Genomic DNA, 22,835 nt, shown 5'->3' on the forward strand with positions numbered 1-22,835 from the left:
GTCTCCCCTCGAAGAAAAATGGAGAGGTGGCCGAGTGGCTTAAGGCGCCCGCTTGGAAAGCGTGTGTATCTTAACTGGTACCGTGGGTTCGAATCCCACCCTCTCCGCATTTAGGGTATGTTCCGGGCACATGGTTAACACTTTACTGATTTAACATTCCTGCCCACGGGCTTGATGAGCTGAATATTCACTTCCGAAATTTTCATCATGTTTTTCCCATTTGCCGAGGGCAGGTGTTGCCCTTGCGCTGGGGATTATGGGATGCTTAAAAAGTGGACGGGGTTTTGGATCTGAAAACGTAAAATTGTAACCTTTGCAAGTCTTTGACAAAGAGTAGTTTGTGATCTACCTATTTAAAATATCTATGGAAAATCTACAAAGCTACATCATGGTCCGAGAAGCCGCCCGATTTTTGGGAGTGTCAGCGGGGACGCTTCGCAACTGGGAAAAGTCAGGCAAGATCAAAACTCATCGCAATCCCGTGAATGGGTATCGGCTCTACAAGAAAAAAGATTTGGAAGCGTTGCTCAAGCAGGTGGTGCAATCGTCAAGAAAGTAAGAATTGTTATGAAAAAAACCAAAAATAAAATGGTGAAAACTGATTCGGCGAATAGCCTCTTTGAACGTGTTGTGTCTATTTTGGAACAAGCCAGGGCCAACGTGGTGCGGTCGGTAAACAGCAACATGGTTGTTGCCTATTGGCGTATCGGGCAGGAAATTGTTCAGGAGATCCAAAAGGGACAAGAACGTGCGGAATATGGAAAGCGGGTCATTGAAGGCTTATCGGAGATGCTTACCAAGCGCTATGGTGAAGGTTATGCAGCTCCAACACTTTGGAATTTTCGCAAGTTCTATTCCGCTTATCAAGATCGCCAATCCCAGATTCTCTCCCCGACGGGGAGAGAATCTTTAGACGATAAAAAACTCTCCCTAACAGGGAGAGAATTGGCAAATAGTCCTTTTCACCCGAATTTAAGCTGGTCTCACTACCGAGCCCTCATGCGCGTTGAAAACGAAAATGCCCGAGATTTTTATGAAACGGAGGCCGTGCGCTGTGGTTGGAAGAAAAGTGAATTGGAACGCCAGATATCGACCCTTTTCTATGAACGTTTACTCAAAAGTCGTGACAAGTCGGGAATGCTAAAAGATGCGGTTTCCAAAGATGACAGTCTTCAGCCTATTGATGTGCTCAAAAATCCTTATATTCTTGAATTTCTCAATCTTCCAAATTTGCCAAAATTGCGTGAATCAAAACTTGAAGAGGCCCTTATTGCCAATTTGCAATATTTTTTACTGGAACTGGGCAAAGGATTTTCTTTTGTCGCTCGGCAAAAGCATATCCGCATCGGCAATAAAGATTTCTACGTCGATCTTGTCTTCTACAACTATCACCTCAAGTGTTTTGTTTTGATTGATCTCAAAGTCGGTGCTCTTACTCATCAAGACATTGGCCAAATGGATGCTTACGTTCGGATGTATGAGGAACAATTCAAAGTGCCTGAAGACAATCCCGCTATTGGGCTCATCCTCTGCTCTGATAAAGAGGACGCGGTCGTTCACTATTCAGTGCTCAAAGAAAACCAGAAACTTTTTGCATCGCGATACAAGCTGGTGCTTCCAGATGAAGAGGAACTGCGCAAAGAAATTGAACGTGAGCGGCGTTTGATTGAAAGCGTGAATGAGTTTGTTCCCAAGAAACTTTTGGCAAAGAAAAAAACGAAACGAAGCAGAAAAGAGCAGTGAGATGGGAGTAATTTGGGCAGATGATTTGTCACAAGGCTTGTGACAAATCAGAAACGCCACATCGGATGTGGCGAATTACTGGGCATGATCGGATGACGAGATTGTTGGATAAAAAAATGACACTAAACGAAGCAGATACAAGAGCGAAACTCATTGACCCAGCTATTCACAAATGTGGCTGGACAGAGGACCTCATTCGACGTGAAGAAACCGCAGGCACGGTTGAAATCATTAATGGGAAGGCACGACGCCGCTCGCGAGGAAGGGTCGACTATGTGCTTCGGGTCAAGGTCAATGTCGATACTCACCCCATTGCGCTGGCACTCATCGAGGCCAAGAAGGAAAGTCTCCCAGCAGGTCATGGCCTCGACCAGGCCAAGATGTCGGAGCGGACATGAACGCATTGGAGCAAGAGATCGACCAGTTGGTGTATGGGCTCAACGACCTTACCAGGGAAGAAATTGAAATTGTGGAGGGCAATAGGGAGGGGGCCAATTTATGAACGACATCCCTCTCAAATGTTTGCTTGGCTTATCAGATTGTACCGATGTGAATCCGCTTCAAGTTGTGGGGGTATATGTTCGTTGGTTCGAGATGCTCAGCCTTGCCGGCATAGTCTTCGCCATCAGCCAATTCATTGAAAATAACCGATTACGAACTTATATTCTCAAGCGAAAAAAAATCATCTGGCCTTTCTATGGTCTCATTTTCTTTTCAATACTAGCGGTAATCCTTGCAACTTTACTTTCCGTACCATTGATTCCAGCAGATCCGATACCCCTAATATCATATCCAGTCTTTTGGGAACTCCTAAGCCTTCTCACTTTTTCATTTGTCATGCTTGGGATCATTTTGATCTCGATGCTTCCTTGGCTTTTCATCCCAAAATTCAACCGGAGAAGTTACCAGGACATCTGGAGCATTGCTACCGAGGCCATTCTGTATGACGGTTCACATCGGGCGATTGCGGCGCTATGCAAAATTATCTGCAAAAATATCGATGTAATTATCCATTACGCCTCTCAATATGACAGACACTGGAATATCCAAGGCAGTACCCATAAATCGCCTTATGAAATGAAGAAGGTGAAGAAAAAGGATATCCCTGTTGTAGCAACATCTGTTCAACTCATTGAGGAACTGCTTTCTCACGATGTCTTCTGTAAATTTATCGCTCAACGTCACTTGGCTTTAGTGATGCATTCAATTGATTTGGCGGAACGATCCAAGCTGTGGCATTCGTGCGGTTATTTTTTCTTTAATAATATGTTCAAATGGCTCTTTGAAGATTTGGAAAGTCTTCTGTCGCAGGAGCTAAAGGGAAGCGGCACCAGTTACAGCCAGCCCTTATCAAACCACGCTTTTAAGGCTTCTGGTATCATATCGCACTACAGAATTTTTCAGTCCTATGATGCAAGGATTGATAAGTTAAAGCCAGAAACAGTCAAAAAAGTGTGCCACGGTCTAGAAATAGCTCTTAATGAATATTTCAACAAGGAACAACTCACTTGGCATGCCGATGCACCTACTACAGCATTGAGTGTCGCCTTAAAAGATCTAGCTGGCATCGTATCAAGCATTTGCGTGTCTCTTGTTGGACTAAAGCAGGAAATATGGAGAAATCCTTATTCCGAGATCTTTAGTGAGATATCTCTTTTCTTCGATCATACTCTTCCCAATGCACTTCCTGAAAATGAAGACAACCTTGCTGAGGACGATAAACAGATAAATGACCGGAGCTTGCTGAAAGGCATTGTCGATGCAATCTTTGATTATCTTGAGGGGCTTTCATGGTTATCAGATACAAAATATGCTCGCCATCAGTCGACTCATGTATTTTGGATATTGTGGTCAAACCGACAACAGACAATTGGTGATAAGTTACGGACAGCCCTGTTTGAAAAAATCAAAAAAAGAATAAATGAAAACAAAGGGAGCCATTATCCACCTCTAATAAGGTTGCTGCTAGATGTTTATGGGTTCAAGTTTCGATCTATTCAAGCTGACAATCCAATCGGTGAATATATTCAGAATGAATTTTATGAAAACATAGCAAAATTAGCTTTAGAAAATGAGGAAAACGCAAAATACTTTCTCCCCTCGCATTGGAAATGGGATTTAGAGAAGAAAACAATTCAAACTGATCAAGGCCGACAACTCTTTCCTCTTGAACCCTGGGAGGCAAGACAGTCATGAACCAAAAAAAATCCAAAAGTCTAACCACCACCAATTCCTTCACCGAGTTTATGCTCTACAAAACACCGGACGGACAGGTGAAGGTGGAGATTTATTTGCGTGATGAGAATGTTTGGCTCACCCAGGATAAAATGGCACAACTGTTTGGAGTGCAGCGGCCTGCCATCACCAAGCACCTTGAAAACATCTTTGAAACCGGTGAGTTAGATAGGGAAGTGGTATGTTCCAAAATGGAACTAACCACTCAACATGGGGCTATGGAGGGGAAAACACAGACGAATCCGGTCAAGTTTTACAACCTCGATGCCATTATCGCCGTTGGCTATCGGGTAAATTCCAAGCAAGCCACGCACTTTCGAATCTGGGCTACGCAAATTCTCAAAGAGTACATCATCAAGGGTTTTGCCATGAATGATGAGCGTCTTAAAGATCCACGGCAAATCTTTGGAAAAGATTATTTTGAAGAACAGCTTGCCAGGATTCGCGATATCAGGTCCAGCGAGCGGAGATTCTACCAGAAGATCACCGATGTTTATGCTCAGTGTAGCGCTGATTACGACCCCAATGAGGATATAACCCAGCAATTCTTTGCCACCGTGCAAAATAAATTGCACTTTGCAATTATCGGCCAGACAGCAGCAGAGATTATTCGCTCACGGGTAGATAGTAAAAAATCGAATATGGGTTTGACAACCTGGAAGAATGCTCCCAAGGGCCATATTCGAAAAACAGATGTGGGGATTGCCAAGAATTATTTGGATGAAACAGAGCTGGATCACCTCAACCGTATCGTCACAATGTATCTGGATTTTGCAGAGCTGCAGGCCAAGGCCGGGCGAGTCATGTACATGCAAGATTGGATAAAAAAGCTCGATGCCTTTTTGCAATTCAACGAAAGAGAAATTTTGCAGGATGCCAGAAAAGTGTCACATGAGGTCGCATTGGCACTGGCCGAAGAAGAATATGAAAAGTTCGCACGGACACGCGATCAAAACTATATTTCTGATTTTGACAAGCTGGTCAAGAAGCTGCCTTCGGCCAAAAAGAAAGGCAAGAAAAAGTGAAGGAATGAGATCAACCAATCCTTCAACGGTTTGTTGGAGAAATATAGTGAGCCCCACCGTGGTGGCCCGCAGTTAATTTGAACTTATGAAATTGAAAAAAATATTCTTGTTTCCTTGTTTTTGCCTGCTTCTATCTCTGTTGGTATCAATCAAAGTTACGGCTTGTGAGCTAGACAGCTGTGGCAAGTCAGGGCCTCATCCTAGTTTAGAAGTGGCTTGCCAACAGGTTAGGAAACTTTACCAAAAAAGGTTTTCTGGTCAGGAAGTTGAGTGCAACTTAAAAGGTAGTACAGAAATGTGCGATGGTGATGGCGATGAGGCAACCTGCAAACCTATCCCTAATTCTGCCATTGTCAATTTAGGCGCAGAAGGCACTTTGCTTAAGGCGGGGTATTTTTCTTTAGGATTTAATCCACAGTTATTTTTGATGGCATTTCAAAATGAAAAAGGCTGGAAAATTGTGGGGGAAATATTTAACTTCTATAGTCCAGGGGCAGGTGGGGTCACCAGCATGTTCAGAATTGATCAATTTGAAGCCGTGCAGTTAATCCCTAACGGCTCTAAGGAAGTATTATTTTCTTATCGATTGTTTGGGCATGATACCGACATGGGTATTAACCGCGTTACTGAATGGGAAGATCAATATCTCCATGTTTGTGGAATTGACAATGATACAGCTTACTGTTCTCAGCGTATTCCCATAAAATTACAGCAAATTCGTAAAATGCTGTTTGCGACAGAGGAAGCTGAGCTTTGCCAAGGTAAAGACAAATTTTGTGATCCCCTTTATCGTTTAGAGGTTCAATCCAACCGAAAATGGAACCCCGATGCGGGTACGGTGACTCTACAATTTAAATACAAATTGCGCGGCATAAAACTTCCTCGAGAATTAGAAGTGCTTACCCAAAACCTAACTGGCACTCGACCCATTGTTTCTTTGCCTCGATTTTAGTAGACGACGTTGGTTATCTGAAAACTGATTTTATGTTTTCTTTTAATAATCAAGAAATTATAGTTTTAAGGTCACAATTTGTGACCTTAAAGAAAGGGATAGGAAATTATGAAGAAGATGATGAAGCCGGCTAGTTATTTGTTAATCTTGACCACGATGTTTTTAATGATACTGAGCTTGGATAGCCAGGCGGCTATTCTCACTTATCCTGGTTTGGCACCTTGTGCAACCACCTTGCAGGCTTGTATTAATGGTGCTGCAAGTGGTGATGAAATTCAGATTGCGACCAATAACCGTATTAATGAAAACCTCACCCTTTCAAAAGACCTTACCTTAACCAATGCCAGTGGTTTTTCCCCAAAAATTGGAAGCACCGATGAGCTGGCCATAAAAACTATTACAGTTGAAGATCCAGGTTCAGGGATTACAGCTCATGTCACCGTTAGCCATATTAATTTTGAAAATGCCCGGGTGCAGGTCAGTTTTTCCGGTGACAGTGGGCATTCATTTTCGATGCAGGATTGTGAACTGACCAATAAGATTGATAATAATAATGATGTAGGCGTGGAACTGAGTCTGCGTGTTACATCGACGGTTCTTTTGAAACGCAATGTCATTCGTTCTTCTGGTTCGGCTATCAGTGTTTATGGCTCTATTGACGATGGAGAAGTCGTTCAAGTGACGATTGTCAATAATGAGTTGACCGGCACGACCCCTATTGAAAGTTATCAGGGCATCCAACTTCGAAATAATTTTAAGGGGATTTTTAATGTCGATATTCAAAGTAATCTGATTCACGACGTGGGCAGTTGTTTTTGTGGCGGCCCGGGAGGAATTACCATTGATCAAAATGGCGAGGGAGTATGGAATGTTAACCTTATCAATAATACGATTGCCAATATTGTTGGGGGTGGAGCCAATTTATATGTGTATCCACCGTCTTCAACCGGTGTTTTGAATTTGAATTTTTATAATAACACTTTAACCCATGGCGAAGATTATGGTGTTTTTTTCCCCCCGTTCTCTTCAGAACTTGTGTTGAACAACGATTACAACAATACGTTTAATAATACGCTGAATGATGAGTGGGGTGGGTATGCTCCTGGGGCGAATCACCTTGCTGCAGATCCACTCTTTGTCAACCTGGCCATGTTTGACTTTACACTTCAAAGTGAGTCTTCACTTATCAATGCCGGTACTGCAACGATCCCCGGAGTGACATTAACCGAATTTGATTTATCCGGTAATGACCGAATAGTGGGGTTTATTGATGTGGGAGCTTTTGAAGCCACTGATGATGCTGATGATACAGATGGATCGACAACAGACACCTTAACAGACACCTTCGAAAATGGGGGTGGATGTCAGTTGGGAACAAACACGACAGGACCTTATGCTCTCTTTTTAGCTTTGGGAACCCTTGCAGTTATTCGATCTTTGAGACGCCGATGAGCACTTTGGTGTGGTGGTGTGCTGTATGCTCGTGAAAAAGTTCTCCAGAAACCATGGCGCTCTTGCCTAACAAATTTTTATATTCTTGGTATTGTTCGGGAGTTAGGGCCATCTGCAGGTCGGTGACATTTTTTTCTTCAACTTCAAAACCGGTAGGGTCTTTTGCATTAGCCTTTACACAAATGGGGCGCTCTAGGCTTAAGAACCACATTACTTCTTTGTGATCGCCTTTAGCAACATTTGAGTACTCAGGGGGCCCTGGATACACGCTTCGATTAATTTTCCCCTTTAATTGAACTTTAGCTGGCCCATACTCGAGGCATTCATTTCCTAAAGCAATAGAAGAGGCGAAAAAGATAAATAGAAAAGTTAACAGCTGAATTTTCATCTGAGTTCTCCTGGGATTTCTTTATGTAATCATGGCATCCATCTGAATGTAAATACAAATGGAACGAAAATACGACGATTAATTTAACAAAAAAACGGTTGATTTTCTCTAAAATAGCCTATAGGATCTCATTAAATTATAAAAAATTATAAATAAATGAAATTTAAATCATTCACAAAAGTGATGAAAAAGGCTGTGTTTTCGAGTGAAGAAGCCCTTCGGGTAGCCTGGCAAACAGACCGCAAGACGGCCCTATTGCAACTGCACCAATGGAACAAAAACGGTGACCTCGTTCGTATTAAGCGGGGTGTTTATGCCTTTTCAGAACAATCTCCCAATACAGCGCAACTGCTTCCTCTTCTTTATGCACCAAGTTATATCAGCCTTGAGTATGCCCTTCACTTTTATGGCTTGCTCCCTGATGTTGTTTTTACAATCACCGCGGTAAGCCCAAGAGGAACGCGAAAATTTCAAACACCCTTTGGGGCATTTGCTTTTCACAAAATCCAACCACAACTTTTTTGGGGTTATGATCCTGAAACGCTCATGGGGGAAAGAGAAAAAGTTCTTTTAGATTATTTTTATCTCAAAGGAGAACACCTGAAAGCAAACCCGCAATTTTGGGAAGAGCAGCGTTTCCAAAACTTAGAAGAAATTGATTTTGAAAAAGCTGAAAGGTATGCTCAACATTTTCAGTCAAAAAAAATTAATAGTTTACTTTTTTCATTAAAAGAATTTTCGCATGGAACGACTTAAAAAACTCATTTACGAACGACTGTCTCACCACCAGCTCACAGAGGATCAAATCTTGAATCTTGCCCGTGAATATTTGCAAGTTTTGACACTCAAAGTTATTTTTCAATCACCTCATGGCGCCGCCCTCTCTTTCATGGGGGGAACATGTCTTCGCATTTGTTATGATTTAAAACGTTATTCCGAAGATCTTGATTTTTGTCTTGATGGGGAAATCAAAAACTATGATTTCAGCAAAATGATTGAACATGTCAAAAAAGAAATGGGCCACCTTGGTTTTTCTGTCTCAACCAATACCCATCCAGAAAAAAATGTTCAAAAATCATTTTTACATATTGCCCATTTACCTCAGATTCTCAATTTGAGATCCTTTCGTAGAGAGCAAAAACTGCACATCAAAATTGAAGTTGACCAAACGGCAATTTCTTTAAAAGATAATGAACGCGAAAGTCACTTTGTGAATCGATGTGGAGAAATTTATCCCATTTTAAAACATACCCTCCCAACCCTTTTTGCAGGAAAAGTATTAGCCCTTTTAGGGCGCCCCTATGATCGTGGGCGAGACTACTATGACTTGATTTGGTATTTAAGTCGCCAGACTTCATTAAACGTTGACTATATCAACCGAACGCTGAAATCGAAAAAGAAAGCGTATCGAAACCAAGAAGAGTTGTTCCAAAAAATCTCTGAAAAAGTCAAAGCAGTAATACCCCAGTTGATTTTAAAAGACATCGAACATTTTCTTGAAGATCCCAGCGAGAGAAATTGGATTTTGCGTTACCAAGAGGTTTATAGCCAGCTCCAATCGGAGTAGACGATCATCTGGCTGAATATTAGTGAGTGCTATTACAAATCGTTAACACGATCTTTATGCCACTGGGCAAAGGCTCTGTACTCAGAGGCTAACTTTTGTGCCTCGGTTGAAATAGCTTCGCAGTGCTTTTGCATATCAGCAATGATTTTATCCCGTGTTGCTTTTGGGAAACGACCTTGGTTTAACTTATAGGTTTTAGCCATGGCCTTGTGCTCATTAGCTATGGCATCTTGTTGATTAGCCATCTCTTCGTATTGTTTGGCCTTGGATGAATAGTCATCTTTATTCATGGTATCCTTGGCAAAAAGTGGCGTTGTTGCTAACGTCATTACCATAACGATCGACAAGACAACAACTTTATGAATTTGTTTCATAGCTATCCTTCCTTAGATTTTTATATTGAGACTTACAAAAAAATTGGGTGGCTGAGAGGCTGCAAAAATTATCAAACAAATAAATCATTGTCAAATTTTTTTGGGCCAGCCCCCTTTTTCCTTGTTAGAGAATATTCAAAATAATACTATGTGTGTTGTGAGATTTTGGAAATGGTGAGGAGAAACAATGAGGTTTGCGAAGAAGAGTTTATGGGTGGTGGTTGTTTTATGTTTGCTTGGGGCAGGGCATTTGTTTGCGCAAGAGAAAAAAGAAACTTTGACTTTAAAAAATTTACGGGATTATTTTGCCTTTGATGGGTTGAATCCGAAGGTGAATGCGTGCTTGCCGGTTGAAGTGATTTTGTCTAACCCAAAGCATGGAAAAGTTGCTTGCCAGTCGGAAGGCCCAGAATTACCTTTTACAGGTAAGGTAGGGGAATGGTTTAAGTGCAAGTTCTCAAAAAAATCCGACGTCATGGTTTTCAAAACCCAAGCGGTTTGTCGTGAAGAGCATGAAAGGATGTTAACGACTGATTAATTCGAGCCAGGGCGCACGTAGCCTGGCCCTACCGTAGGTGATTTATAGCTGTTATCGCTTTTAGGGGCTTGGTAATTTCCGGTGGGGCGATTGGATTTTTGACAACCAGGGTTCCAGTAGCCGCATTTTTTGCTGTTTTTATCCATCTGCTTAAAAACTTTGCCGTTGGTTCCGCCCTTGTCGCCGAAGCAGCGATAGCCGTAGCCTGCGTAATAACCACAACGGGCTTGGGTGGTTGAGCTTATTAATAGAGGAAACAATCCTAAGCTAATAATGCTTAACCAGAAAATCAGATTTTTTGACCCCATAAATTCCCCCTTACCATGGATCCCGGGTCAGGCCCGGGATGACGTAGTGTAATTATAAGGGGGAATTATTTTATAGTACAGGGGTAAAGAATTGTTGACAAATTATATCAAATGGTATAAATTACTAAATAATATGAAGTTGCAAACAAGGACTGGCCCATTGGCCCTAAAAAAATTGGAAGAACAGTGTCGGCAGAAGGGCTTACCCTTAACCATACAACGCCGTGTGATCTTTGAATTTTTAGTGAATCACCAAGACCACCCCACCGCCGATGACATCTTTCAGGAGGTACAAGATAAACTCCCGGGGGTTTCTCGCGCCACGGTTTATCGAGTCTTGGAAACCTTGGTGGGTATGGGCTTGGCCCATAGGATTAATCATCCCGATGCGGCGGTGCGCTTTGACCCCATGACCCATCGCCATCATCACCTCGTATGCGAAAGTTGTGGGCAAGTGCAGGATTGGGAAGATGATGCTCTCAGCACCTTGGTTTTTCCCAACACGCGGCGGGAGGGTTTTAAAATTTCAGATTATTCAATTTATTTTAACGGAATGTGTGATCGTTGTCAGAGCAAAAAATAGGATTTTTGAGTTAATAAATAATATAGGGAGTTAACTTTTAAGTAGGCTGTCATCCCCGCGAAGGCGGGGATCTAGCGTTCCTGTAAGTACGATAAGCACTGGATCCCCGCTTTCGCGAGGATGACAAAAAGCATACTATCCAAAAGTTAAACTACCATAAATAGGAGGATAAAACATGAAACCAAATATAGGAATTTCAGAAGAAAACCAGCGAGGAGTCGTAGCGATTTTGAACACCTTACTTTCTGATGAGTATGTCCTCTATACCAAAACGAGGAACTTTCACTGGAATGTCACCGGGATGCAATTTAACGATCTGCATAAATTTTTTGAATCCCAATATGACGCTTTGGCCGAAGTCGTTGATGAAGTTGCCGAACGAGTTCGCGCTATAGGTGGTGTAGCATTAGGCTCTATGGCCGAGTTTGTCAAAAATACCCGGTTAAAAGAGGTTCCAGGTCAATCAATTTCGGCTCGAGATATGTTGGCGTCGTTGCTCGCCGATCATGAGACTGTCATTCGTCATTTACGCGTGGATTTGAAGGCTTGTGCCGATCAATATGGTGATGCTGGAACTAACGATTTTCTCACCGGGTTGATGGAAAAACACGAAAAAATGGCTTGGATGCTGAGATCCTTCTCTGATTGACAAGGAGTAGGGCAAAATATAACTATCTCAAAATGCCATCATGGATCCCGGGTCAAGCCCGGGATGACGGAGGAGTTGCCTATGCCCCCAAAACTTAATCGCTATAGTTCTCACATTACCGAAAATCGTGATCAGCCGGCTGCGCAGGCCATGCTTTATGGCATAGGCCTCACTAGCGAAGATTTACACAAACCTTTTGTGGGGATTGCCAGTACCGGTTACGAAGGTAACACTTGCAATATGCATTTAAACGACCTTGCCAAGGTGGTTAAACAAGGTTGTCAAGAGGCGGGTTTGGTGGGGCTTATTTTTCATTCCATTGGCGTGAGTGATGGCATCTCGATGGGGACCGATGGGATGAATTTTTCGCTGCAAAGTCGTGAGATTATTGCAGACTCGATTGAAACCGTGATGGCCGCCCATTGGTACGACGCCAATATTTCAGTGGTGGGTTGCGATAAAAATATGCCAGGTTCGGTGATTGCGATGGGCCGGCTCAACCGCCCCAGTATTATGGTATATGGCGGCACGATCAGCCCAGGGCATTTTCACGACAAAGTTTTAGATATTGTTTCGGCTTTTGAGGGCTTAGGCGAATTTGTGGCCGGCAAAATTGATCAAAAAGAACTTACCGGGATTTTGCAACATGCCTGCCCGGGGGCAGGGGCCTGCGGCGGCATGTACACGGCTAATACTATGGCAAGCGCCATCGAAACTTTGGGGATGAGTTTGCCTTATAGTTCTTCTTATCCCGCCACCAGTCAGGAAAAAAAGGATGAATGTCGGAGGGCAGGCGCAGCCGTGCTTAATCTTTTGGAAAAAGATATTACTCCAAAAATGATCATGACAAAGGCGGCCTTTGAAAATGCGATGACCATTATTATGGCGCTCGGAGGTTCTACCAATGCGGTGTTGCATCTAATTGCCATGGCAAAATCAGTGGGAGTGAAGTTAGTTTTGGAAGATTTCCAACGCGTCAGCGACAAAACGCCCTTTATTGCCGATCTTAAGCCTAGCGGGAAATATGTGATGGAAGATCTTTGCAAAGTAGGGGGTGTGCCGGCGGTCCTTAAATTATTATTAAAAGAGGGGTTTTTGCACGGGGACTGCCTCACTTGCACCGGCAAAACATTGGCTGAAAATCTAGAAGCCTCGCCCGATCTTAGCCGTGGGCAAAAGATTATTGTGCCGTTGAACGACCCCATCAAAAAAACTGGGCATATTCAAATTCTCTATGGCAATGTTGCAAAAGAAGGTGCAGTGGCAAAAATTACGGGCAAAGAGGGGACATCTTTTACGGGTCGTGCCAAAGTATTTGATAGTGAAGAAGATGCCATTGCTGCCCTCGAAGCCAAAAAAATTCAAAAGGGCGATGTGATTGTGATTCGTTATGAAGGCCCTCAAGGTGGCCCAGGCATGAGCGAAATGCTTAAAGTGACGGCGGTGGTGATGGGGGCTGGCCTGGGGAAAGACGTGGCTTTGATTACCGATGGTCGTTTTTCAGGTGGAACGCACGGTTTTGTGGTGGGGCATATTACCCCGGAGGCTCAAGTAGGTGGCGTGTTGGCGGTTCTGGAAGATGGCGACGAAATTACTATTGATGCAACGAAGCGGGTGCTCAATGTGACACTATCCGATCAAATTTTAGCCGAGCGTTTCAAAAAATGGCAAGCTCCAGCGCTCAAGGCGACCCAAGGTACTTTGTATAAATTTATTAAGAACGTTTCTTCAGCCTCAACAGGGTGTGTGACAGATGGGAGTGGGGATCATAAATAAGAATTTGCTGCCCGCCCGCTTTTTTAGCTTCGTACATAGCCTTGTCGGCAAATTGCAATAATTCAGGTGGGCTTTCCCCGTGTTGTGGGAAAAGGCTGAGACCAATACTTAAATTTGGGGTTAACATTTGCTCGCCTAATAAAACCGGTATGGCGATTGTGGATAGAATACGGTGAGCAATTGAAAGAATACTTTCGGCATCTTTGATTTTATAAAGAATGGCGGTAAATTCATCGCCACCCCAGCGGGCTAGCGTATCACCCGCTCTTAAGTTTTCTTCAAAACGCTTCGCTACTTCGCGTAGCAAATGATCTCCCATTAAATGCCCTAACGTATCGTTCACTTTTTTAAAGTCGTCGATGTCGGCAAATAACACGCCTAAGCCAAAAGAATAGCGCTTGGCTTGGTTTAAACTTTGGGTCAAACGATCTTGAAAAAGCGAACGATTGGGTAAGCCGGTAAGGGCGTCATGCGTGGCCAAAAGATATTGATCGTGCCAACTTTTTTTCCATTGTTCTAAAATGCGGCCCCGGCCTAGCGCATATTTTAGGGCGCGTTGCAGGGCAAAATGATCGACCTTACTTTTGATTAAATAGTCTTGTGCCCCCAAACCAATGGCTTCAATGGCCAAGGTTTCATCGTTTAAGCCACTCAACACCACAATAGGAATATTAGGATGGGCGGCATTAACTTTTTTAAACGTTTCTAAGCCCTCACTATCGGGGAGGTACAAATCTAAAATGACCAGATGAAATGGTTTTTCTGATAAAAGCTTAAGAGTTTTTGATAAACTGTCAACCGATTCTAAATGAAAATTCTGATTTTCATAGGCAAGCCACTTGTTAATAAGATAAGCGGAATCGGCATCGTCCTCGACGATGAGAATGGAAATGTTTTCCATGATAAGATCCCCTTATTGTAAAATGCTTTTGATCAGCGCTTTAAGTTCAAGTAAATCGTAAGGCTTTTTTACAAAACCCGTTGCGCCTAATTGGTTGAGGCAATAGTGCTCTTGTTCGCTATGGGCAGAGAAAAACACGATGGGAATTCCTCTGCACTCTTCATCTTCACGCAACATTTTAAAAATCTCTATTCCCGAAATGTCGGGTAATCGAATATCTAAAAAAACTAAGTGGGGTTGCTCGGTTCTAATTTTTTCAACAATGCCTTCCCCTTTATAAAGGCAGGTAACATCATAGCCCAAGGCACGAATTTGTTTGCTCATGAGCAACGACACATCTTTTTCATCGTCAACAATATAAACTTTAGAAGTCATTTCTCCCATGTAACTTCACCTCACAACTTTTTTCCAACCAGAGGTATAGTCCTCTTTGGCCTAAGGTTCAAGGGTTGCGTGGGATCCATACCCTGAAAGTAGCACCCTTGCCGGGCTTGCTTGCAACCGTTATTTTTCCCTTTTGTTCTTGAACAATTAGCCGGGCCACGGCCAGGCCCACCCCAGATCCCACTGATTTTGGGTGCTTGCTTTGTTGGGATTGTTCAAATATTTTAAAGATTTTTTCGTGGTCTTCTTTGGGAATGCCAATGCCGGTGTCTTGTACTTCAAAACGAATCTTATCTTTTTCGGGAATGACTCTTAGCCAAATTGTTCCAGCTTCGGTAAATTTGATGGCATTATTCAAAAGATTTAAGAGCACTTGTTTGCATTTGTCGGAGTCGCATACAATGCTTAAGGGACCTGAAGGCAGTTCTTGAACGAGTTGCAAATTTTTTTCATCAAGGTCCGTTGTTACGGAATGGCAAACTTCGTTGATGAGTTCATGAAGGTCAGTTTTTTCATAGATCATGGCCATTTTCCCAGCCTCGAGCCGTGAATAATCTAAAACATTACTGATTAGTCGGCTTAAACGATCGATATTTCGTTTGATGACATCCAGTGTTTCCCGTTGAGGCTCATTAATAGGGCCTTCAAATTCATTGAGTAAGATGTCGGTGCCTGATTTCATGGATGATAAAGGGGTGCGTAATTCATGAGATACCATGGAAATAAAAGTGGATTTTATCTGAGTGGCTTTTTTGGTCTGTTCTTCGGTATGCTTTCTTTCGGTAATATCAACGACCGAACTGATAACAAAAGTCCCTGCTTCGGTGATAACAGGGTTCAACCCTATTTCCGCAGGGAATTCGCTGCCATCTTTGCGCAGCCCAAGTAAATCCCTCCCTACTCCCATAGGACGCTTAGCAGGGTTATTAAAAAACTCTTTTCTATCATAGGGATGTTGTTGATGAAAACGAGCAGGAACCAAGGCCTCAATTTTTTTGCCAATGAGTTCTTTTTTAGAATAACCAAACATTTTTTCAATTTCGGAATTTAAAAGTAGTATCCGGCCATGATCATCAACCATGATCACACCACTGGGAATAGCCTCAAAAATAATCCGAAAGCTGTCTTTGTCTTTAAATCTTATTTTTTGACCCATCATCCACAAACTCTTTTTTAAAAGAAAGGGCATTGTCTATTTATAATGTATAAAGGTCAAGAGGTGCTTTAAAGTTCGTGTAACCGGTCAGTGAACGGGTGAAATAAAGCGTTGTGTCATTCCTGCCCCCGATCAGGTCGAGGGTAAACTCCGGCAGGAATCCAGTCTTTTTTCAGTATTTCTGGATCCCCGCCGGAGTTTACCCCTGCGTAGGCAGGGGCGGGGATGACAGCCAACCACCCGTTCACTGACCGGTTACAAGTTCGTAGTAATTCCGTTGAGCAAAGTTTACGTTTGTAATACGATCCTCCCGATGAATCTTTCCTATTTAATCAAAATATTAGTAATTGCAGTCATCTATACCGTGGTTGGGAAAATAGGGCTAAACCTTGCTGAACTCCATGAAAATATTTCTTTGATTTGGCCGGCCAGCGGGATTGCTTTGGTCATTTTACTGCGTTTAGGTTACGCCTATTGGCCGGGGATTTTTTTAGGGGCCTTTTTAACCCATGTTACAACAACGGCAGGAGTTTTTACGTCTCTTGGTATTGCCACGGGAAACACCTTAGAAGCTTATGTGGGTACTTTTTTGCTGTTGAGGGTTGGAGAATTTTCAAAAAGTCTAAACCGGCTTCGGGATGTCTTGGTCTTGGTGTTTTTAGGTGGGATGGTGGCTACCTTGGTGAGCGCTATGGTGGGTGTAACGAGTTTGAGTGTGGCAAACCCTTGGCTTTGGCGTGATTACGGCAGGCTCATGCTCGAGTGGTGGTTGGGGGATATGTTAGGTGTGGTGGTGTGGGCCCCTTTTCTTTTGGCATGGACCTGGAAGAAACCGGTCTTAGGCCCTCTATTTTGGGGGAAGTTTGCAGAAGTGGTGCTAATGGCCATTATCTCAGTGGTCATGAGCCTCGTTGTATTTAGCGCGTTTCCATCGATGGGCGAACTTTCTCGCCCTTATCCCTATGCTCTATTTCCCCTTTTTATTTGGGCGGCTTTGCGATTTGGGCCTTCAGGGGCCAGTAAAGCGATTGTTGTGATTACAATTATTGCAGCTTGGAGCCTTCACCAAGATCCAGCCCCGTTTTTTTCAAGCATGTCTTCTCATCAAAGGTTACTTTTTTTACAGGGTTATATGGTGGTGATTTCGCTTTCTACTTTAATCTTGGCTGCCATTACTCGAGAGAGTCGAATGGTTCAGGAACGGATGAAAGAATTGGGTGAGCGAAGGTTGGCTTTTGCCTCGATGGTTTCGCATGAATTGCGTACCCCTTTATCATCGATCAAAGCCGGTATTGATATGACCCTTCGGGGGATGGATGGGTCTATTAACGACTCTCAGCGAGAGACGTTAGGCATTTCAAAAAACAATGTGGATCGTTTAGCGCGGCTGGTGGACGACATTTTAGATTATGCCCAATTAGAAAGCGGTGGCATTAACTTTAATTTTGAAAAAACAGATATAGGTGAGCTGATCGAAGAAGTTTTTAAATTCATGCAGCTCGAAGCCAAGAAAAAAGCCATTACCTTTTCTCTATTTTTACCTCCTGATTTTGTGGAGGTATTTTGTGACAAAGATAAAATTAAAACCGTGCTTATTAATTTGATCCATAATTCTATTAAGTTTACCGAAGTTAATGGAAGGATCAATTTAAGATTAATCCTTCATCAATACGATTCCATTGCCATACAAGTTGAAGATTCAGGTAAAGGCATTGCAAAAGAAGACCTGCCCTATATTTTTGATTTGTTTCGACGGGGACCGCACCGTGCGGGAGGCTCTGGCTTAGGCTTAGCCGTGTGTAAACTCATTATTGAAAGACACGGCGGAGAGATCTTCGTGGAGAGCTCACCCGAACAAGGCTCGTTGTTTCATGTGGTGATACCGAGGAATCCAACCTCACTTTAAATATACTCATTAACCATCGAAACCAGATTGTTGACATCATAGGGTTTGGCGATAAACCCAGTTGCCCCCAAATTCATGGCATAATCGATGATTTCTTTATCTTTGTGCCCGCTTAAAACAATGACTGGAGGTGTTTCAATATCAGGGCCGAGCCAAGTTTTAAGATTTTGGATGAAGGCACTACCGCCGGCACGGTGAAACCCCAAGTCTAATAAGACAAGGTTAGGGGGTAAGACTTTGACCATGGCCAGTGCATCTTCCACCGAGGTGGAGCACTCACACTTATAATGTAGAGATTCGAGTTCTTTTTTTAAAAAGTGGAGAATATCAGGGTCATCATCCACAATAAGAATACGCTTTTGTGTCATGATTACCTTCCTCTTTCGTGACATTTCATTGTGCGCTTTTTGAATTTAGATGACAATAGGTGATCGAGATCATGGTGGCAAGAGGTTTTTAAGAATTGTGTCGGTACAAAATAACTTTGACTTTTTCGACAGTTACTAGGCCTTCTTTGACCATGGTGTCGAGGTGGGGTAAAAATTGGTCGATCTTTTCTTCGGCATCAATAATTTCAATAATGATAGGCAGGTCTTCAGAAAGTCGTAAGATTTTGGTGGTGTGGATGCGGCTGGCTGCGCCAAAGCCTTCAAAACCTTTGATAACAGTACAACCTGCTAATCCCTCCCGGCGGGCTAGGTGAAGAATGGCTTCGTGGAGGGGTTGACCTTCAAACTTGTCGGATTCGCCAATAAAAATTCGTAAAAGCTTTCCTTCTTCAGGAATTTTCATCTGTTTGCCTCCCTTAAATTAATCTTGCGCCTAATATTCCCAGTAGTAAACCGATAAAACAGGCCAAAAAACTTCCCATCACATTGAGAGCAGCAAAACCCGTTTCACCGGCCTTGAATAGATTCCAGGTTTCGTAGGTAAAACTAGAAAAGGTGGTGAAGGCACCGAGGAAACCAACTAACAGAGCAAGGCGCAATTCAGGCCCAAGCAAAGAACGTTCATCGGCCAAGGTGCCTAAAAATCCGATAATAAAGCAACCGGCGCTATTAACCACCAAGGTGCCGTAGGGGAATTGGGTGCCCATCCACTGATAAACCCAACCACCGAGAAAATAGCGACAAAGAGTGCCCGCCGCACCGGCTAGGGCTAAGGTTAAAAATTTCAAGTTGAAAACCTCTTGGTAGTAACTTTTGTTTTTATATACGGGAATGTTGAAAAATGCACTTTCTGTCATCCCTGCGGAAGCAGGGATCCAGTGATTTCAAACAGTTCTGGATTCCCGCCTCCGCGGGAATGACATTTTTCAACATTTCATATATGTTAAAAGACATTATGAAGCAAGGACATGAATTGACTGATGAAACGGTGTATGGGCCGGTTGTTTCTAGGCGATATGGGAGAACGCTCGGGATTAACTTGTTGCCTAGCAAAAAACATTGTTCGTTTAATTGTGTTTATTGTCAGTTGGGTTGGAACGACTCGCATTATCGCCCAACCGTTGATGAATTCCCGAGTTTGGAAAAAGTCATTCATTCTTTATCTGAACGTTTGGCAGAATTAAGACCTGGCACCTTAAATTATATTGTTTTAAGTGGTAATGGTGAGCCTACCTTGCATCCTCAATTTAGAGCTGTGGTAGAAGGGATTTTTGCAGAGGTGAGACAATATTCCACAAAAATTCCCATGGTGATTTTAACGAGTGGCACCACTTTGGTGGATCCATCGATTGTAGAAGTTTTGGAGAAGTTTGATGAATGTGCCGTGAAGTGGGATGCACGTTGGGGCCGAGTCAATTTGCCGGTTCAAGCATTTGAATCAAAGGCAATGATTGCTATATTGCAAAACTTACCTAATTTGGTTTTACAAAGTTGTTTTTTTAAAGGGAAGATTGAAAATTGTGGAGAGGCTTGGGTGAAGGCGTGGTGTAAAGAGATTATGGAAATAAATCCTAAGTGGGTTGATATTTATACCCTTGCCCGTGGTACCTCCCTGCAAGGGCTTATTCCACTTCAATCACAAGAGCTACATAACATCGCCACTGCCTTAGCGGCGGCAGGCTTTGACCGGGCAAGGGTGGTGTCGCCATGAGCCGGGGTATCACCCGTAATATTTATCTTTTGGGTTTCTTAAGTCTCTTCAATGATCTCACCTCCGATATGATCACCCCTCTTTTGCCGGTCTTTCTTGTGTCGATGGGCTTGGGGGCTGGGTTTTTAGGTGTGATGGAGGGCTTGGCTAATTCGCTTTCTCACATGGTGGTGTTGTTTTCGGGTTGGTTAGCCGATCGTGGGGCTGATAATAAAAAATTGACGGTACGAGGCTATTGGCTTGCAGCCATTAGCCGACTGTTTATTGCGATTCCTCATCCGGCGGTGGTGTTATTGGCTCGGTTGAGTGATCGCGTTGGCAAGGGTATTCGAACCGCTCCGCGAGATAACCTCATGACTCACTCAGCAGAACCGGCCTTTTGGGGAAAGGCGTTTGGCGTTCAGCGAGCCATGGATCATACCGGGGCTTTGATAGCGCCCCTGCTAGCAGCTTGGTTGCTATCGACCTATCACTTAAAACTTTCGTGGTTATTTTTGATCGCGTGCATTCCGGCTCTAATATCGGTGCTGGTAATTCCCCCTTACCTTAAACCCGTTGTGACTAAGGATAATCTTCTCACCGAAAAATTTGTTTGGAAGACCATGCCCAAGGCCTTGCGACGTTATGTGTTGATTATTTTCCTTTCTGCTTTAAGCACTCCTTCGGAACTTTTTCTGATTTTGAAAATGCAAAATATGGGACTCAGCGAGTATAAAGTACCCCTAGCTTGGTTTGTTTTAACCCTCTTTACTTTAGTAGCTTCTTATCTCGGTGGATTATTGAGTGATCGTTTTAGCCGGCGGCGTATTATTGCGTTAGGTTGGTTGATATTTACGGTTGCCTTTGTGGCGTTTGCCTTTAATCAAGACTTACGGTGGGCATGGTTTTGGTTGGCGATTTATGGGATTCATTTAGGAATTTTAGAGGCCAGCGAACGGGTTTATGCGATTATGACGGTGCCAGCGGGGAATCGAGCTACAGCCCTTGGGTGGTATTATTTTGCCTATGGGGTGGGGCTTTTCCCGGCCTCATTTTTGTTTGGGATCTTGTGGAATACAGTCAGCGTTCGATTTGCTTTTCTTTTTAACGCTGGGTTGACGCTTATTATCATCCCGCTATTATTCGTATTGCCGAGTTCAAGCGGTGTTACTAAACCTGAGCACGCGAATGTTGAATGATGGCGTCAAAAGGTGCGTTAGGCGGCAAAGTACCAAAGGCATAACCATGATCTTTAGATAAACGTGATCGGCAGAAAGTTTCAGCTAATGCAGTTGGGCTGTAACGAAGCATTAAAGAGGCTTGCAGGCTTAGGGCCAAGCGTTCGATCAAATCGCGGGCGCGAGTTTCTAGGTGATCCGTATTTTGTAAATCGGTTTCTAATTTTTTGATGAATGGATCATAATCACGATTGCCAGATTGAGCTTGTTTTAGTTCTTCTAGCAAAACCGCAAGAGTATTGGGTTCGCGGGCGATGGCTCGCAATAAGTCAAGCGAGTTAACATTGCCAGAGCCTTCCCAGATAGAATTGACCGGGGCTTCACGGTAAAGCCTGGGCAAAATTGATTCTTCTACATAGCCACTCCCGCCCAAACACTCCATGGCTTCAAAGATGTGGGTGGGCGCGCGTTTACAAACCCAGTATTTACCGACCGCGGTGCCGATTCGACTAAAAGCCGCAGCTTTTTCGTTTTTTTCTTTTTCATCATAAGCCCGGGCAAGGCGCATAGCTAAGAGCACCCCCGCTTCTGCGTCGATGGCCAAATCACTCAAGACATTTTTCATTAAAGGTTGGTCGACTAATTTTTTGCCAAAGGCCATGCGATGTTCAGAATGATAGATGGCTTGAATGGTGGCTTGGCGCATGATGGCCGAGCTTCCGATAATGCAATCAAAACGAGTGTGGCTGACCATTTTGATAATGTTGGCAACACCCCGACCTTCGTTGCCAATCAATACTGCCCAGGCCTCGTTGAATTCGATTTCACCACTGGCGTTCGAACGATTGCCGAGTTTATCTTTTAAGCGTTGGATAAAAATATTATTTTTGCTGCCGTCGGGCCTGTAGCGAGGCATCCAAAAACAAGAGAGGCCACCCGCACTTTGGGCCAAAACTAAAAAGGCATCACTCATGGGGGCAGAGCAAAACCATTTATGCCCGGTGAGAAGGTATTCTTGGCCTGGGCCGGGTTGGTTTAAAGGTTTGGCTTGTGAGGTGTTGGCTCGAACATCGGATCCACCCTGTTTTTCAGTGAGTGCCATCCCGCAAATGAGCCCTTGTTTTTGTTCAGCGGGGATGAGGCGAGCATCGTATTGAAGAGAAAAGATTTTAGGTTCCCATTTTTTGGCTAAGTCGGGTTGCAAACGTAAAGTAGGGATGATGGCAAAGGTCATGGTGATGGGGCAATAATGGCCCTGTTCAATTTGGCAGCCCATATAATAAAGGGCGGTGCGCACGGCATGAGCCCCAGGTTTGTTTTCTGTCCACGGTAGGCTGTGCAGGCCATTTTTAACCGAAAGACCCATCCATGCATGCCAGGCCGGATGATATTCTACTTCGTCGCGGCGATTGCCGATCGTATCGTGAGTGCGAAGGACGGGGAGATTTTGATTGGCCTGAAACCCCCATTGAATGGCCTCTTCCGAACCTACTGTTTTTCCAAATTGGAGGGCTCGAGCTTTTCCCCAAGCGCCACCTTCGCGGGTTAAGGCCTCTTGTAGGCTGAGGTCGCTGGTAAAAAGATTGTAATTGGTAAGAGGTGGAGTTTGATTAAAAACTTCATGGGTCATGTGCGGTTCCT

The 22,835-nt window shown here is 43.5% G+C and carries 26 protein-coding genes and 1 tRNA gene; 17 read left to right on the top strand and 10 right to left on the bottom strand.

What is annotated here, in order from left to right:
• Positions 1–20 precede the first annotated feature (20 nt).
• The 8 genes from HYU97_09705 (at position 21) to HYU97_09740 (ending at position 7,407) form a co-directional block, all read left to right on the top strand.
• Positions 21–107, top strand: a tRNA-Ser gene (locus tag HYU97_09705).
• Positions 108–364: 257 nt separating this feature from the next.
• On the top strand, positions 365–559 hold the full coding sequence (locus HYU97_09710) for a MerR family DNA-binding transcriptional regulator (GenBank protein ID MBI2337017.1): 195 nt from the start codon (positions 365–367) through the stop codon (positions 557–559).
• 8 nt (positions 560–567) lie between these two features.
• Complete coding sequence (locus HYU97_09715) at positions 568–1,743, top strand: DUF1016 domain-containing protein (GenBank protein MBI2337018.1); 1,176 nt, start codon at positions 568–570, stop codon at positions 1,741–1,743.
• Positions 1,744–1,859: 116 nt separating this feature from the next.
• Entirely contained in the window at positions 1,860–2,141 is a 282-nt protein-coding gene (locus tag HYU97_09720; protein ID MBI2337019.1) for a hypothetical protein, read from the top strand.
• Positions 2,142–2,241: 100 nt separating this feature from the next.
• Complete coding sequence (locus HYU97_09725) at positions 2,242–3,939, top strand: hypothetical protein (GenBank protein ID MBI2337020.1); 1,698 nt, start codon at positions 2,242–2,244, stop codon at positions 3,937–3,939.
• Complete coding sequence (locus HYU97_09730; GenBank protein ID MBI2337021.1) at positions 3,936–5,003, top strand: virulence RhuM family protein; 1,068 nt, start codon at positions 3,936–3,938, stop codon at positions 5,001–5,003. Before HYU97_09725 ends, HYU97_09730 begins: the two co-directional genes overlap by 4 nt.
• 139 nt (positions 5,004–5,142) lie before the next feature.
• Positions 5,143–5,955, top strand: coding sequence for a hypothetical protein (locus HYU97_09735; protein ID MBI2337022.1), 813 nt, complete (start codon positions 5,143–5,145; stop codon positions 5,953–5,955).
• A 108-nt stretch (positions 5,956–6,063) separates the two neighbouring features.
• Positions 6,064–7,407, top strand: a complete 1,344-nt coding sequence (locus HYU97_09740) for a hypothetical protein (GenBank protein ID MBI2337023.1) — start codon at positions 6,064–6,066, stop codon at positions 7,405–7,407.
• Here the strand turns inward: HYU97_09740 and HYU97_09745 are convergent.
• Complete coding sequence (locus HYU97_09745; protein ID MBI2337024.1) at positions 7,382–7,795, bottom strand: DUF4431 domain-containing protein; 414 nt, start codon at positions 7,793–7,795, stop codon at positions 7,382–7,384. The genes HYU97_09740 and HYU97_09745 overlap by 26 nt on opposite strands.
• A 156-nt stretch (positions 7,796–7,951) precedes the next feature.
• Here HYU97_09745 and HYU97_09750 point away from each other — a divergent pair, with 156 nt between their 5' ends.
• Positions 7,952–8,551 (top strand): hypothetical protein, encoded by a 600-nt coding sequence (locus tag HYU97_09750; GenBank protein MBI2337025.1) that lies wholly within the window; start codon positions 7,952–7,954, stop codon positions 8,549–8,551.
• Complete coding sequence (locus HYU97_09755; protein ID MBI2337026.1) at positions 8,538–9,362, top strand: nucleotidyl transferase AbiEii/AbiGii toxin family protein; 825 nt, start codon at positions 8,538–8,540, stop codon at positions 9,360–9,362. Before HYU97_09750 ends, HYU97_09755 begins: the two co-directional genes overlap by 14 nt.
• 32 nt (positions 9,363–9,394) lie before the next feature.
• On the opposite strand, the gene HYU97_09760 is transcribed toward HYU97_09755, so the two are convergent.
• Positions 9,395–9,736 carry a hypothetical protein gene (locus HYU97_09760; protein MBI2337027.1) on the bottom strand — a complete coding sequence of 114 codons (342 nt, stop codon included), beginning with the start codon at positions 9,734–9,736 and terminating at the stop codon, positions 9,395–9,397.
• Between the two features lie 187 nt (positions 9,737–9,923).
• Between HYU97_09760 and HYU97_09765 the strand changes: the two genes are divergently transcribed.
• Complete coding sequence (locus tag HYU97_09765; protein MBI2337028.1) at positions 9,924–10,274, top strand: hypothetical protein; 351 nt, start codon at positions 9,924–9,926, stop codon at positions 10,272–10,274.
• Here the strand turns inward: HYU97_09765 and HYU97_09770 are convergent.
• Positions 10,271–10,582 carry a hypothetical protein gene (locus HYU97_09770; GenBank protein ID MBI2337029.1) on the bottom strand — a complete coding sequence of 104 codons (312 nt, stop codon included), beginning with the start codon at positions 10,580–10,582 and terminating at the stop codon, positions 10,271–10,273. The genes HYU97_09765 and HYU97_09770 overlap by 4 nt on opposite strands.
• A 133-nt stretch (positions 10,583–10,715) precedes the next feature.
• Here HYU97_09770 and HYU97_09775 point away from each other — a divergent pair, with 133 nt between their 5' ends.
• The 3 genes from HYU97_09775 (at position 10,716) to ilvD (ending at position 13,590) form a co-directional block, all read left to right on the top strand.
• Positions 10,716–11,165, top strand: a complete 450-nt coding sequence (locus HYU97_09775) for a transcriptional repressor (GenBank protein MBI2337030.1) — start codon at positions 10,716–10,718, stop codon at positions 11,163–11,165.
• Between the two features lie 175 nt (positions 11,166–11,340).
• A complete protein-coding gene (locus tag HYU97_09780; protein MBI2337031.1) occupies positions 11,341–11,814 on the top strand; it encodes a DNA starvation/stationary phase protection protein in 474 nt (157 codons plus the stop codon).
• Positions 11,815–11,895: 81 nt separating this feature from the next.
• On the top strand, positions 11,896–13,590 hold the full coding sequence (ilvD, locus tag HYU97_09785; protein MBI2337032.1) for a dihydroxy-acid dehydratase: 1,695 nt from the start codon (positions 11,896–11,898) through the stop codon (positions 13,588–13,590).
• Here ilvD and HYU97_09790 read toward each other — a convergent pair.
• The 3 genes from HYU97_09790 to HYU97_09800 are packed head-to-tail and all read right to left on the bottom strand — an operon-like array spanning position 13,529 to position 16,064.
• The gene (locus tag HYU97_09790) at positions 13,529–14,491 is read right to left on the bottom strand and encodes a GGDEF domain-containing response regulator (protein ID MBI2337033.1); all 963 of its coding nucleotides are present in this window, start codon (positions 14,489–14,491) and stop codon (positions 13,529–13,531) included. The genes ilvD and HYU97_09790 overlap by 62 nt on opposite strands.
• 12 nt (positions 14,492–14,503) lie before the next feature.
• Positions 14,504–14,875, bottom strand: coding sequence for a response regulator (locus tag HYU97_09795; GenBank protein ID MBI2337034.1), 372 nt, complete (start codon positions 14,873–14,875; stop codon positions 14,504–14,506).
• A gap of 58 nt (positions 14,876–14,933) precedes the next feature.
• Positions 14,934–16,064 (bottom strand): PAS domain-containing sensor histidine kinase, encoded by a 1,131-nt coding sequence (locus HYU97_09800; protein ID MBI2337035.1) that lies wholly within the window; start codon positions 16,062–16,064, stop codon positions 14,934–14,936.
• A gap of 280 nt (positions 16,065–16,344) precedes the next feature.
• Here HYU97_09800 and HYU97_09805 point away from each other — a divergent pair, with 280 nt between their 5' ends.
• Positions 16,345–17,937, top strand: coding sequence for an MASE1 domain-containing protein (locus HYU97_09805; protein ID MBI2337036.1), 1,593 nt, complete (start codon positions 16,345–16,347; stop codon positions 17,935–17,937).
• Here HYU97_09805 and HYU97_09810 read toward each other — a convergent pair.
• The 3 genes from HYU97_09810 to crcB all read right to left on the bottom strand — a co-directional run bounded on the left by HYU97_09810 (position 17,934) and on the right by crcB (position 19,114).
• Positions 17,934–18,305 carry a response regulator gene (locus HYU97_09810; protein ID MBI2337037.1) on the bottom strand — a complete coding sequence of 124 codons (372 nt, stop codon included), beginning with the start codon at positions 18,303–18,305 and terminating at the stop codon, positions 17,934–17,936. The two genes, HYU97_09805 and HYU97_09810, sit on opposite strands and share 4 nt — an antisense overlap.
• Positions 18,306–18,393: 88 nt before the next feature.
• Complete coding sequence (locus HYU97_09815) at positions 18,394–18,729, bottom strand: DUF190 domain-containing protein (GenBank protein MBI2337038.1); 336 nt, start codon at positions 18,727–18,729, stop codon at positions 18,394–18,396.
• Positions 18,730–18,742: 13 nt separating this feature from the next.
• Positions 18,743–19,114: a fluoride efflux transporter CrcB gene (gene crcB, locus HYU97_09820; protein ID MBI2337039.1), complete on the bottom strand. Its 372-nt coding sequence runs from the start codon at positions 19,112–19,114 to the stop codon at positions 18,743–18,745.
• 167 nt (positions 19,115–19,281) lie between these two features.
• Between crcB and HYU97_09825 the strand changes: the two genes are divergently transcribed.
• Together HYU97_09825 and HYU97_09830 are read left to right on the top strand one after the other, a co-directional pair.
• Positions 19,282–20,037: a radical SAM protein gene (locus HYU97_09825; protein ID MBI2337040.1), complete on the top strand. Its 756-nt coding sequence runs from the start codon at positions 19,282–19,284 to the stop codon at positions 20,035–20,037.
• Positions 20,034–21,215, top strand: coding sequence for an MFS transporter (locus tag HYU97_09830; protein MBI2337041.1), 1,182 nt, complete (start codon positions 20,034–20,036; stop codon positions 21,213–21,215). The genes HYU97_09825 and HYU97_09830 overlap by 4 nt, the downstream gene beginning before the upstream one ends.
• Here the strand turns inward: HYU97_09830 and HYU97_09835 are convergent.
• Complete coding sequence (locus HYU97_09835; GenBank protein ID MBI2337042.1) at positions 21,187–22,824, bottom strand: isovaleryl-CoA dehydrogenase; 1,638 nt, start codon at positions 22,822–22,824, stop codon at positions 21,187–21,189. The two genes, HYU97_09830 and HYU97_09835, sit on opposite strands and share 29 nt — an antisense overlap.
• Positions 22,825–22,835 lie beyond the last annotated feature (11 nt).

Source organism: Deltaproteobacteria bacterium, assembly GCA_016183235.1.
Classification (GTDB): domain Bacteria; phylum UBA10199; class UBA10199; order DSSB01; family JACPFA01; genus JACPFA01.